Source organism: Streptomyces niveiscabiei (assembly GCF_001419795.1).
In the GTDB taxonomy this organism is placed as follows: domain Bacteria; phylum Actinomycetota; class Actinomycetes; order Streptomycetales; family Streptomycetaceae; genus Streptomyces; species Streptomyces niveiscabiei.
Genome location: NZ_LIRL01000079.1, coordinates 494 through 13,123, shown reverse-complemented (window position 1 = coordinate 13,123; position 12,630 = coordinate 494). Strand labels below are relative to the sequence as shown.

Annotated in this window: 7 protein-coding genes and 1 pseudogene; 2 read left to right on the top strand and 6 right to left on the bottom strand. The window is 72.5% G+C overall.

Going from position 1 to position 12,630, the window contains the following annotated elements:
* From AOK24_RS05160 to AOK24_RS05145, 4 genes are all read right to left on the bottom strand, one after another.
* A partial coding sequence (locus AOK24_RS05160; RefSeq protein ID WP_167376802.1) for a sensor histidine kinase occupies nucleotides 1-2,203 on the bottom strand: 2,203 nt, incomplete at its 3' end.
* A gap of 227 nt (nucleotides 2,204-2,430) precedes the next feature.
* On the bottom strand, nucleotides 2,431-3,615 hold the full coding sequence (locus tag AOK24_RS05155) for an FAD-dependent oxidoreductase (protein ID WP_055718865.1): 1,185 nt from the start codon (nucleotides 3,613-3,615) through the stop codon (nucleotides 2,431-2,433).
* 73 nt (nucleotides 3,616-3,688) lie between these two features.
* A complete protein-coding gene (locus tag AOK24_RS05150; protein WP_055718866.1) occupies nucleotides 3,689-5,206 on the bottom strand; it encodes an amino acid adenylation domain-containing protein in 1,518 nt (505 codons plus the stop codon).
* Nucleotides 5,203-7,149, bottom strand: coding sequence for a type I polyketide synthase (locus tag AOK24_RS05145; RefSeq protein WP_055718864.1), 1,947 nt, complete (start codon nucleotides 7,147-7,149; stop codon nucleotides 5,203-5,205). The genes AOK24_RS05150 and AOK24_RS05145 overlap by 4 nt, the downstream gene beginning before the upstream one ends.
* Before the next feature lie 669 nt (nucleotides 7,150-7,818).
* Between AOK24_RS05145 and AOK24_RS05140 the strand changes: the two genes are divergently transcribed.
* On the top strand, nucleotides 7,819-8,859 hold the full coding sequence (locus AOK24_RS05140; RefSeq protein WP_055718863.1) for a GAF domain-containing protein: 1,041 nt from the start codon (nucleotides 7,819-7,821) through the stop codon (nucleotides 8,857-8,859).
* A 51-nt stretch (nucleotides 8,860-8,910) separates the two neighbouring features.
* Here the strand turns inward: AOK24_RS05140 and AOK24_RS05135 are convergent, their stop codons facing one another.
* Both AOK24_RS05135 and AOK24_RS05130 read right to left on the bottom strand, forming a co-directional pair.
* Nucleotides 8,911-9,363 (bottom strand): flavodoxin family protein, encoded by a 453-nt coding sequence (locus AOK24_RS05135; protein ID WP_055718862.1) that lies wholly within the window; start codon nucleotides 9,361-9,363, stop codon nucleotides 8,911-8,913.
* 70 nt (nucleotides 9,364-9,433) lie between these two features.
* Entirely contained in the window at nucleotides 9,434-11,923 is a 2,490-nt protein-coding gene (locus tag AOK24_RS05130) for a glycoside hydrolase family 127 protein (RefSeq protein ID WP_420876651.1), read from the bottom strand.
* Between the two features lie 394 nt (nucleotides 11,924-12,317).
* Between AOK24_RS05130 and AOK24_RS50210 the strand changes: the two are divergent.
* A pseudogene (locus AOK24_RS50210) lies at nucleotides 12,318-12,630 on the top strand (ATP-binding protein); the annotation flags it as partial.

The following is a 12,630-nucleotide window of genomic DNA, read 5'->3' as shown; positions in this document are numbered from 1 at the left end:
CCCCACGGGTGCGCCGTGGCAGTACGTCGGGGGTGGTCAGGGGGGAGTTGCCGGTCACGGGTGCCGCCGCCTGGGGGGTCGTGGGGCGGTCCTGCTGCGGGTACTGCTCGGCTGCCGGGGTCGCGGCGGTGCCGTAGCCGTACTGCGGGCTCTGCTGCTGTTCCGGGTAGGACGGGTCCCGGTAGGAGGGGTCCTGGTAGGAGGCGTCCGGGTAGGAAGGGTCCTGGTACGAGGGGGAAACCGCTTGCTCCGCGTACAGCCCTGTACCCCCCGGGCCGTAGGGCCCCGGTGCCTGCGGGGGGTACGCCTCGTACGACGCCGGGGCGTCGTACCCCGCCGGGGCCTCGGGGGCGGTGAGGCCGCTGCCGTAGGTCTCGGAGGAGACGTTGTCGTAGGAGGCGGCGGCCTCGTAGGACGCGGCGGGCCCGGGGTCGTAGGCCGCCTGCTGGTGGCCGTACGGCTGCTGGGGTTCGGGGTGGCCCGCGACCGGCGGGAGGAGGCCCGCGCCCGCGTACTCGGGGAAGCCGTCGTAGTCGGCGAGGCGGGTGTGGGTGGGCAGGTCGAAGCCGGTGGTGACGGCGCCCGCGCCGACCAGGGCGTGTTCGACGCCGGCCGGGGCCCGCTCGGTGTCGGCGGTGAGCCCCGGGCGCTCGGGCGCGGTGAGCGCGGCGTCCATGGTGGCCGCGGCGGCGGCCTGGAGCTGGTCGAGGACCGGGGAGCCGACCTCTTCGAGGAGGTCGACGGGGACGAGGACGATGCTCAGCGTGCCGCCGTAGACGGACTCGCGCAGTTCGACCTTGATGCCGTGGCGCTCGGCGAGCTTGGCGACGACGAAGTGGCCGAGGCGGGGGTCCTCGCCGAGGGCGGTGAGGTCCAGGCGCGGCGGGTTGGCCAGCAGCTGGTTGGCCTGGTGGCGCTGGGCGGGCGGGATGCCGAGGCCGTGGTCCTCGACGTGGATGGCGAGGCCCTTGGCGACGCGGATCGCGCTGACGGCGACCTGCGTCTCGGGCGGGGAGAAGCTGGTGCCGTTCTCGATCAGCTCGGCGAGCAGGTGCGTGACGTCCGAGACGGCGCGCGCGGCCAGCGCCGTACGGCGGTCGGCGGGGGCGTTCTTGACCTTGACCCGGGTGTAGGCCTCGGTCTCGGCGACGGAGGCGCGCATGACGTCCGTGATGGGGACGGCGGCGTTGGTGCGGCGGCCGGTGGGCGTGCCGCTGAGGATCATCAGGTTCTCGGCGTGCCGGCGGGCGCGGGTGGCGAGGTGGTCGACCTTGAAGATGTCGTGCAGGAGGTCGGAGTCCTCGTGCTTGCGCTCCAGGTCGTCGAGGAGGGCGATGAGGCGGTGCAGCAGGATCTGGGTGCGCCGGATGAGCTGGGCGACGACCTTCTCGGTGCCCTCGCGGCCCATGTGCTGGCGTATCGCGGTGTCGGCGGAGACGAGGGCGACGCGGTCGATGACGGCGGCGAGGCGGGCGATCTCGTCGGAGCCGCGCCGCCGGGTGCCGAGGCCGAGCGCGGTGGCGGGGTCGACGCGCTCGCCCTTCTCGACGCGGGCGAGGACCTCGGGGAGGCGGCGGCCGGCGAGTTCCTCGGCGTAGGCGTGCAGGTCGCGCAGTTCGCCCTCGGAGGCCCGCTTGCGGCGCCGGGCGACGAGCCAGGCGGCGAGGACCGGGGCGAGGGCGGCGACGGCGCCGGTGAGCGCGCCGATCAGGAGGGCGTCGGCGCGGACGCCGATGACGGCGGCGAGGTCGGTGGCGGGGGCCGTGTGGGCCGTGCGGTCCGTGAAGTCCGTGTAGACGGCGGGGTGCTGGGCCTCTGCCCCGAAGCCGCTCCCCTGCTGGAAGGTCGCCGGGACGGTGTGTGTCCCGGCCGCGCGCGCGAGGTCCGCGCGTATCGCCCGGTACTCCTCGATCAGCGCGCTCTCCTCGGGTGCGGCGGCGCGCGCGGAAAGTCCGCCGGTCGCGGAACCGAGGAGGACCGCGGGCGCGTCCAGCCCTTCGAGGGGCGCGGAGACGGGGGTCTCGGCCCGGAGGGGGGCGGACACGTCGTGGCTCTGCTCGTCGGCCGGCTGGGCCGCCGTGTAGCCCCACAGGCAGGTGAGGCAGACCGCGGGGACCACGAAGGGGACGACGAACGAGGAGCGCAGTCGCGGACTGCGGGTGGCGGAGCGGTAACGGGTCCGCCGGTCGCGGATGCCTGGCATCTGATTCCTCGTACAGCAGCGACACACCTGGACCGGCGGACGGTCGGTCCCTGTGGGGGGTCTTCCCGTCCGGCCGGTTTACTCGGCGTGTTCGAATGTCGGCGATGAGCTGCACCGTATCAGGATCATGGCGCAGCGTCAGCATACGCCTGAGGCAACTTCCGCACGTCACGGCAGAGTTGGCACCGGCACAAGCCGACCGAAGGGCGGGCAGGTTCGGGCAAGGGTCACAGGAGCGCGAGAAGCTTCGGTGTGAAGAGCGCGCTCGCCGGGGCGATCCCGGCAACTGTGTCGAAATAGATCGAGGTGAGCTCCTCGTCCTGCTGGACGGCCCTGAGCACGGAGAGCCGTGATTCCTGCGGGTCGAGGCGGGCTACGCCGAGAGTCGCCTCGTAGCCGCCCATGAGGGCCTGGTCGCGGTCCTCGCTGAAGTCCTTGAGGGCCGTGTCGAGGACGGCGGGGTCGTCGCCGAGGGCGTCCGCGAGGCGTCCCGTGAGCAGTTCGACCTGCTGGTAGCCGTCGCTGATGCCGCGCGCGGTGATGGAGTCCTTGTGGTGTCCGGCGTCGCCGACGAGGACCCAGCCGGGGCCGTTGGCCTTGCGGAAGAAGTTCTGCTGGCGGCCGGTGCCGCGCAGTTTCTCCAGCGGTTCGAGGCCCTCGATACGGCCGTACAGCTCGGGCGCGGTGTCCTCGACCTGTTTCAGGTAGGCGGCCTGGGCGTCGGCGCGTACCTCCTGGTAGCGGTCCTGCGGGAAGTAGACGAGGACCAGGGTCGCGTCGCCGTGGGTGGGGACGGCGGCCACCCAGCTGCGGGGCTTCTCGTAGAGTTCGAGGGCGTCCGTCACCTTCGGGTAGTACGCGTAGTAGGCGCAGGTCAGGCGGGGGTGCTCGACGGTGTACGGCGCTCCCACGAGGGCGCCGACGGTGGAGCGCATACCGTCCGCGCCGATGACGAGGCGGGCGGTTTCGGTGAAGGTCTTTCCTCCGGATCTTCCCCGTACCCCCACGACGCGCCCCGTGTCGTCGTGCAGCAGCCCGTTCACTTCGTACCGTTCGCGGTATTCGGCGCCGTCCTCCACGGCGGCGTCGATGAGCAGCGGGTCGAGGATGGTGCGGCGTGGGGAGTACGCCGCGCGCTGGCCGTCCACGCCCCGGGCGCAGCCGTCGAGCCGGATGTCGCCGACCTCGTAGCGGACCCGCTCGATGGGCGGGCAGCCGGTGTCGCGCAGGGTGTCCAGCAGGCCCCAGCGTGCCAGGGCGGCGACGCCCGGCTGGTGCAGCAGATGGGTGGAGAGCGTGTCCGTGCCGTAGGCGGCCTTGTCCACTATGAGGACCCGGAACCCGGCTCGGGAGAGCAGCATGGCGGCGGGTGCGCCGGCGCAGCGCGCCCCCACCACGATGGCGTCGAACATGTCGGAGCCTTACATGTCGGCAACTAGGGGATGAGGTGTGGGGGGTGGGAGGAGCGGCGTGCTCCTCCGGTTGTCACAGGCCGTGCCCCAGCGTGGCGAGCAGGGCCCGCCGGTCGATCTTCCCGTTGGCGTTGAGCGGCAGTTCGTCGAGGACGGCGATGCGCCGGGGCATCATGTACGGCGGCAGTTCGCCGCCGATCGCCTCGTACAGGGCGCCCGGGGTGCGGTCGGTTCCGCTGACGGCGGCCAGCAGCTCCGGTTCGCCGTCGGCGGCGGTCGCGGCGACCACGGCGGCGTCGCGGACGTCCGCCTGGCGGCGCAGGGCGGCCTCGATCTCGCCTAATTCGACGCGGTGGCCGCGGATCTTGACCTGGTGGTCGGTGCGGCCGAGGTGGACGAGGACGCCGTCCCTGCGGGCGACGCGGTCCCCGGTGCGGTACCAGTGGCCGTCGGCGGGCGGTCCGGCGGCGGGGCGCAGCTCCTCGTCGAGGAAGCGTCCGGTGTTCTCGGCGGGGTCGAGGTAGCCGCCGAAGCGCAGCGCGCCGCGCACGCAGAGTTCGCCGCTCTCGCCGGGGTTGCCGTCCTCGTCGAGCAGCACCGCTTCCACGCTCGGGTGGGGAGTCCCGATGGGGGCCGTGCCGTTGGGGATGTCGGGCCAGTGCGCGGGGTCGTCGGGCAGGAGGTGGCCGGTGCAGGAGATGGTCGCCTCGGTGGGGCCGTACAGGACGTCGACGCGGCTGCCCGGTGCGGCCTCGCGCCATTCCCGCGCGGCTTGCAGGGGCAGGGGTTCGCCGCCGAAGACGCTCCACCGCAGCGTCGGCATGGCTCCTGGGGTGAGCGTGCCGAGGCGGGAGGCGAAGGAGATGAGGGAGGGGACGGAGAACCAGTGGGTCAGGCGCAGGGTGTTGACGGTCCTGACGGGGGACATGAGCTGGGCCCGGCGGGGCACCACGAGCGTGCCGCCTGCGGCCCAGGTGACGAACAGGTCGTGCACCGAGCCGTCGAAGGTCAGCTCGAAGCACTGAGAGAGCCGGCTGCCGGGTCCGATGCCGTAGCGGCCGGCGAGGTCGTCGAGGTAGGCGCAGATGTTGCGGTGCGCGACGGGCACGCCCTTGGGGCGGCCGGTGGAGCCGGAGGTGAAGATCAGGTAGGCGGCGCTGTCGGGGGCGGCCGGCGCGTACGGCCGGGCGGGGGCGTCCGTCGCGGCCCAGGCGGCGGCCTCTTCGGCGGAGACGGTGACGACGGGGACGCCGACGTCACCGATGCCCTCCTCGGCCGCGTCGGCGAGGATCAGGTCGAGTCCGGCCGCGCGGCCGATCTCGGCGACGCGGGCGTCGGGGTGCTCGGGGTTGAGGGGGACGACGGCCGCGCCGGCCCGCAGGACGGCCAGCCAGCCGACGTACGCCGGGAGGGTGCGCGAGGCGAGGAGGCCGACCCGTTTCACCTGGCCGATTTTTTCGGCCAACTCTTCGGCCGCGCACCGGAGTTGACGGTACGTCAGCTCGGTTCCGGCGACTTCCAGGGCCGTTTCGTCCGGGTGCTTGTCGGCTGCCTCGGCGAACCGGCCGTACAGATCGTGCGGTCGGCTCATCGGGTGGCCGCCTGGAGGGCCCGCGTCCACGTGCGCAGTTCGCCGACGGTGCGGACCTGGCCCAGTTCCTCGGGGTCGACGTCCTGGCCGGTGCGTTTGGCGAGGTCGACGACGATGCGGAGCTTGGCGAGGGAGTCGATGCCGATGTCGGTGAGGGTGGAGTCCTCCTCGAAGCCGGTGCGGGCGTGCTCGCTCAGCACCCAGGAGGCGAGGTCGTCGCCCTCGGCCCCGCGCTCGCCGGCCCAGTACCGCTTGGTCTGCCAGGGGTAGCCGGGCACGGGGACGTACCGGCCTTCCTTGCCGACGGCCGCTTCCCAGTCGACGTCCTCGCCGACCGTGTAGCGCGCGGCGAGTTCGGCGAGGGGGCCCTCGGCGTGGGCGGCGCCGCTGATGAGCGCCTCGCGCAGGTCCTTGTGGCCGGTGCCGACGACGGCCAGCCGGTGGCCCCGGTGGTGGTCGCGGCGCAGGGCGGCGGTGTGGCAGATGTCCCGGACCGGGTACGCGGCTCCCGCGCCGTCGGGGGCGAGGTAGCGGACGTAGGCGGCGACGAGGTCGGTGAGCGCCTCGGCGCTACGCGCGGAGAGCGCCAGCAGGTAGGGGGTGCCGGCGGCCTCGGTGTCGGCGGCGGGGTCGGGCGGGGCGGCCTCGCTGAGGACGACGTGGGCGTTGAGGGCGGCGGAGCCCTGGCCTGAGACGCCGGCGTAGGCGGGGCGGCCGTCGCGCTCGGGCAGGTCGACGGGCTCGCCGGGGACGCGGACGGGGAGGGCGTCCCAGTCGAGGTCGGGGCGCGGGGTGTTCAGGTGCAGGCTCGCGGGTATGCGGCCGTGCTCCAGGCAGAGCACCGCCTTGATGATGCCCGCCATGCCGCCGGCGGCCTCGCCGTGACCGACGTTCGTCTTCACCGAGCCGACGAGCAGCGGCCGGTCGGCGCGGCGCCCGGCGCCCAGGACCTCGCCGAGCGCGGTGAGTTCGAGGGGGTCGAGGGACGGGGAGCCGGAGCCGTGGGCCTCGACGTAGTCGACGTCGGCCGGGTCCACGCCGGCGTCCTCGTAGGCCCAGCGCAGGACGTCGAGCTGGCCCTGGAGGGAGGGGTTGAGGACGGTGTCGCTGGTGCGGCCGTCGTTGCCGACGGCGCTGCCCCGGATGACGGCGCGGATGCGGTCGCCGTCGGCCTTGGCGCGGTCGAGGCGCTTGAGGACGAGGACGCCGACCGCGTCGCCGGGCGCGTGGCCGTCGGCCGCCGCGTCGCCGAAGCGGCTGCGGCCGTCGTGGGAGTGGCCGCCGGCCTGGCTCATCACGATGGCCTCGTCGGGGCGCAGCACCAGGTTGACGCCGGCCGCGAGCGCGAGGGGGCTCTCGCCGGCGCGCAGGCTCTGCACGGCCTGGTGGACGGCGACCAAGGAGGAGGAGCAGGCGGTGTCGACGACGACGCTCGGGCCGCGCAGGTCGAGGAAGTGCGAGACCCGGGCGGGCAGCAGGGAGCGGAAGTTGTTCAGCTGGGCGGCGTCGGCGCCGTCCGCGCCCTGGCGCAGGGCGATTTCGAGGTAGTCGGAGCGGGCGTTGCCGACGAAGACGCCGGTCCGGGTGCCCGCCAGTTCGGCGGCGGTGCGGCCGGCGTCCTCCAGTGCTTCCCAGGCGGTCATCAGCAGCAGGCGCTGCTGCGGGTCCAGTTGGACCGCTTCTGCCTCGGACATGCCAAAGAAGGCGGCGTCGAACTCTCCCGCTTCCGCGACGTAGCCCGCACGGCGGGCGGTGATCCGGCCCGGGGCGCCCTTGACGGAGTGCAGGGCGTCCGCGTCGTAACGCTCGGCCGGGGTCTCCCCGGTGGCGTCCACGCCGTCGAGCAGCAGCTCCCACAGTTCGTCGGCGCCGGCGGCGCCGGGCAGCCGGCAGGACATGCCGATCACCGCCACGCAGCGGGCATCCGCCTCGCAGCTGTTCATGAGCTGACTCCATTTCATACTCGGCCACCGTCGGTGCGCGACAGCAGTGTTGATCTTGCCCGCAGAACGGCGAAAAGACGACGAGATCTCGGCAACACCTCAGGCCGGAGGTGTACGCCATGGGTGACGGCCGTCACCGGGGCGCGACGGCGCACGGCAGCGGTCGACGAAGTCGAAGGGACAAACCCACGCCCGACAGGCGTGTGCCTGGGGTCTGTTCAGCCTGCGCGGACCCCCCGCTCCGCACACCGGTCCCCCACCGGAACAGCTCTTCCCCCTGCGCCGGACGCGTCCCCCCTGGACGGGAACGCCGCACATCGGGCTCGACACCCCATTTTCAGACACACTTTCGATTCCTCGATGTCATGGCGAGTCGAACACGCTAGCGTCGAAAACACGCCCGTCGCACGATTGTCGTACGCCCCAAGCACATCGCGCGACGGCCGCCGCAAGGAATGACGGGAAGTGATCGGCGCTGGTTGAAACACGGTGCTTTTTGGACAGAATCGAAAGTTGAGCACCTGTCAACCAGGCCCCGGGGGCCGCTTGGCAAGGGCTTCTTCCGCCAACCACCGCAGGTGACAAGCCGGTTACGCCCGGGGCTGAAGTGTCCGGGATCGCCGGGGGAGGCGCGTCGCGCCACGCGGAGTTCTGCTTTGATCTGATCTCATGGACTCCCTCTCACCTGAAGAACTCCGTCTGGCGGGCGAGCAGCGCCGGCTGCGACTACAGATTCTCGGCCTCAATGCGGTCGGCGCGGAGGCCACCTTCGACCGGGTGGCGCGGCTCGCGGCCGGGTTCAGCCAGTCGCCGCTGGCGATGGTCAACTTCATCAGCGACGAGCAGCAGATGTTCCGCGGCATGTACACGCCGCCCACCGACCCGGGCGCGCGCACCGACGCGGCGGGCAACGCGGTCACCTTCGACCTCTCCAACCTCACCCGCGAGGCCCCCGGCGACTACGGCTTCTGCCCGCACGCCGTCGCCATGGGCTCGCAGCTCGCCCTCGACGACGTGTTCGACTACCCGCGCTTCAAGGGCAACGCGCTCGTCAACGACCTCGGTGTGCGCTCCTACCTCGGCACCCCGCTGCGCGACAACACCGGCATGATCCTCGGCACCGTCTGCGTGGCCGACTTCAAGCCGCGTACCTGGGACGCGGGCATCCGCGAGGGCATGAAGGAGCTGGCCGACACGCTGCTGTCGGAGTTCCGGCTGCGCGACAGCCTTCTCGCCCAGCAGCAGGAGCTGTTCGCCGTGTTCGACGGCGCGCCCTTCCCGATCATGCTGACCGAGGGCCCCGAGCACCTCCTGCGCTACGCCAACGGCAAGCAGGGCCAGGCGTTCGGCATGGTCCCGCAGTTCAGCCGCGGCCGGCACGTCCTGCCCGGCCTGGAGGCGATCGGCGTGTTCAACGCGATGGACGACGCGTTCCGCAGCGGGCAGACCACCACGCTGGGCGGCGGCCGGATCAAGACGTACGACTCGCCGTCCCCGCAGGAGTTCGACTTCCTGTGCACGCCCGTGCGCACCTCCCCGAGCGCGCCGGTCAGCGGCATCCTCACGGTCGCCATGAACGCGGGCGGGCACAGCTCCGCCAAGCAGTCCCACGCGTTCGCCGCCAACGTGCAGCAGCGGTTCGAGCAGATGGGCAACGGCTCGATGAACGGCGCGACCACCCCGGTGGACTTCTTCGGCCCGCGCCACTGAGCCACGCGGGAGTCCGGTGCAGGCGCGCGGGGCCGGGAGACGGTACGTCCCTCACTCCGTCAGGCCCGCCGCCAGCGTCGCTCCCAGTTCCCAGCACGCCTCCACGTCCCGCTTCGACGGCTCCCCCGTCACCGTCACCGGCTCCACGGCACGCTTCCACCCCAGCCCCGTGGTGATCGTGTCGAGCGCCCGCAGCGCGCCCGTGACGTCGTTGCCGCCGTGGACGTACGCGCCGTAGGGGCGCCCCCGTGTCGTGTCGAGGCACGGGTAGTACACCTGGTCGAAGAAGTGCTTCAGCGCGCCGGAGACATAGCCGAGGTTGGCCGGGGTGCCCAGAAGGTAGGCGTCCGCGTCCAGGACGTCGGAGGCGGTGGCGGCGAGGGCGGCTCTGCGGACGACGCGGACGCCCTCGATCTCGGGCGCGCTCGCGCCGGAGAGGGCCGCTTCGAAGAGGGCCTGGCAGTGGGGGGACGGGGTGTGGTGGACGATCAGCAAGGTGGGCACGGTCCGTACCGTGCCCGGGGGGTGGGGGCGCCCGCAAGTCGGCGGGCCCGGCCTGCATGCGCCCCCGTGGTCAGCGGGCCAGTGCTGCGATCCCGGCCGCGTCCAGGGTCTTGCCGTACACGCGGACGTCGTCCAAGGCGCCCTTCAGGTACGGGTCGGCGTACTGGGAGCGGCCGAGGTGGGCGGCGCGGATGTGGCTGCCGAAGTGGCGGGGCTCGACGGTGACGGCGGTGTTGCGGCCGGCCTCGGTGCCGTCGACGTACAGGACGGCGGTCCCGGCGCCGTACGTCACGGCGACGTGGGTCCAGCGGTCGGTGGCCAAGGGCGGTGCGTCGATGCGCTGTTCGGCTCCGGCGCCGCCCGCGGTGATCGCGTACCGGAGGGTTCCTGAGTCGCTGCGCGGGGTGAGGAACATGTTCGCGGTGACGCCGGTGCCGAAGTCGAAGATCCTGGTCCACGCGGCGGGTTGGCCGCTCAGGCGGACCCACGCGGCGACGGTGTAGGCGGAGGCGCCCGCCAACAGGTCGTCGGCCAGGGCGACATGGCCGCTCGCACCGTCCAGGGCGACCGCGCCGCCGGTGCGCCCCTGCGTCCAGCTCGCGCCGCCCGCGAGAGTGGCCGCCCTGCCGTTGCCGGTCGCGTCGGCGGCGCTCGTGCCGGACGTCTCGTCGAAGGGGTGCCAGGCGGCGAACTCCGGTGGCGGGGGCGGGGGTTCGCCGGTCTGCCAGTACACGCTGTAGTGCTGGTGGTGGACGCGGGCGATCGGCAGGAGGGTGACCTGTTCACCGTCGGCGCGCGCCGTGAACCGGAGCGGGTCGGCCGACTCCCGCCGCACGCTGGGGAGTTCGAGGCGCGGCAGCCAGGGGTTCGCGCGGTCGCCGTACACGCCCGCGAGGACGACGGGGCCGTGCAGGACCGCCTGGACCTCGGGGTCGTCGGGGGTCGCCTCGACGGTGGTGCACAGCGGGAGGGTGACGTCGACGCGGTCGCCCCGGCGCCAGGCGCGGTCGAGGGTGAACCAGGTGCCGGGCGCCGGACGGTCGGGCAGGGTACGGCCGTTGAGGCGGACGCGGGTCCCCTGGGCCCAGCCGGGGACGCGGACGACGAGGGCGTGGCGGGCCCGTCCCGCGGTGACCGTGAGGGTGGTCGTGTCCTGGTCGGGGAGGCGGGTGGTCTGGCGCCACGTGATGCCCTTGGCCTTCCAGTCGACCTCCGAGGGGATGAACAGGTTGACCAGGAGCCGCTGTTCGTCGTGGGTGTAGATGGTGTCGGCGAACTTGGCGTGGGTCTCCATGCCGGTGCCGTGGTCGCAGGAGAAGTTGGTGTAGTCGGTGGAGTAGGCGTCCTCGGGGCTCATGAAGGACGGCTGGCGTTTGACCGAGCCGGGGGCGAGGCCGGTGTAGTAGATGTTGAAGCCGTGCGCGGAGTCGGGGTCCTGCTCGCCGAGCATCTGGTTGAAGAGGGTGCGTTCGTAGTAGTCGAGGAGGTCGGTGCGGCCGGGGGCGTGGAAGTGCAGGAGCCGGGTCAGCTTGAGCATGTTGTAGCTGTTGCAGTTCTCGCAGGTGCTGTCCGACAACTGGCCCGCGATGACGTCGGGTTCGTGGAAGCCCTCGCCGTTGCTGTTGCCGCCGATGACGTACGTGTGGTGGCCGGTGACGATCCGCCAGAAGTTCTCGCCGATCGTCCGGTACCGGACGTCGAGCCCCTCCTCCCACATCCGCAGCGCGCCGACCATCTTCGGGATCTGCGTGTTGGCGTGCAGCCCGGCGAGCCGGTCCTCGCCGCGCGCGAGGGGGTCGAAGACGCGGGCGTGGGCGAAGCGTTCGGCGACGGCGAGCCAGCGGGCGTCGCCGGTGATCTCGTGCAGGTCGGCGAGGACGTCGTTCATGCCGCCGAACTCGGTGTCCAGCACCCGCTGCATCCGCTCGTACGACAGGCCCGCCGTCCGCCGGTCCACCCAGGCCGCCTTGCGCAGCACCACGTCCAGGGCCTGTTCGTTGCCGGAGAGGCGGTACTGGTCGACGAGCCCGGCCATGATCTTGTGCAGCGTGTAGTACGGCGCCCAGACACCGGTCCCCGCCTCAAGGCGGTCGAAGAAGCTCTCCGGGAACGCCGACAGGTACCCGGCGTTGAACCCGGCCGCCGGTGACGCCGCCTGGCACTCGGCGAGCGCGGCGACCAACCTGCGTCCCTTGTCGCGGAGTTCGACGTCGCCGGTATTGGCGTGGGTGAGGGCGAGGCCGGAGAGGAGGTGGCCGGTGGAGTGGCCGCGCAGTTCGACGTTCGGGCCCTCCCAGCCGGAGCAGGGCTGCGCGGTGGACGGGAGGCCGACGTTCAGACGGAACGTGTGGAGCAGCCGGTCGAGGTCGACAAACCGCAAGTAGGCCGTGTTCCGGCGCTGGTTGTCGCGGAACGGGCCGTCGAGGAGCCGAACGTCCGTGAGGGGGAAGGGAGTTGTCGTGGTGCCGGGAGCGGCGTGCGCCGCGGCCGTGGGGATACCGGTCAGCGTCAGGGTGGTCGCCGCCACGAGGAACGGGCGTCTGCCTAGGGGGGTCAACAAAGCCTCCGCCGTACAGTTCGAAATATCGAATATCGGGCGATTCGCTGTGCGGGGTCCACGGTAGGCATCGGGTCGGTGGTGTCAACGGGGTCAGCGGGGCATGGGTGATTTCCGGTCTCCGGGGGTCGGCGACCGGTCGTCCTGCGCCCATCGGTACGGGCCCGCAGGGCGGCGCGTTCAACGCCAACTGCGGTTTCCTGGAAGGAATTTCCGACACTCGGGGGCAGAAGCGCACAACTGGCGGAGCGATTCGCAGGGAAGTGACCCTCGACCGTGCGAGAGCGGTCGATGACGGTGTGTACTGTGCTGCGAGTGCCCCGCCGGGGCGCTGGTGACCTCTTCCCCTGCCCGTGTGTTCCCGTCGGGCGCCCGGCCCCTCCTGGATACCGATTCGATGATCGAACTACCGGACCTGGCCGTCGGTGGTCTCGCCGCCGGCACGTTGTCCGCGCTCGTGCTGGGCGGCGGCCTGCTGCGCGCCCGACGCGGGCAAGCCCGGCAGCGGGCCGAGATCGCCGCACTGCGCACCCAGCTCGACGGTTCCGTGCGGGCGTTCACCGCCGAGGTCGAGCACCTCGCCGGGTCGCGGCTGCCCGCGGCGGCCCGCCGGGTCTCCCATCCGCACCTGGAGATACCCGGCCCGCTCCAGCCGCTCACCGCGGGCACCCCGCTCGGGGTCGCGCTGGAGAAGGTCCTGGAGGCGCTGC

Bases quoted from the DNA above. Each gene is read 5' to 3' on its own strand.
- AOK24_RS05155 (WP_055718865.1), bottom strand. From the start codon at position 3,615: ATGTTCGACGCCATCGTGGTGGGGGCGCGCTGCGCCGGCGCACCCGCC.
- AOK24_RS05145 (WP_055718864.1), bottom strand. From the start codon at position 7,149: ATGAACAGCTGCGAGGCGGATGCCCGCTGCGTGGCGGTGATCGGCATG.
- AOK24_RS05140 (WP_055718863.1), top strand. From the start codon at position 7,819: ATGGACTCCCTCTCACCTGAAGAACTCCGTCTGGCGGGCGAGCAGCGC.
- AOK24_RS05150 (WP_055718866.1), bottom strand. From the start codon at position 5,206: ATGAGCCGACCGCACGATCTGTACGGCCGGTTCGCCGAGGCAGCCGAC.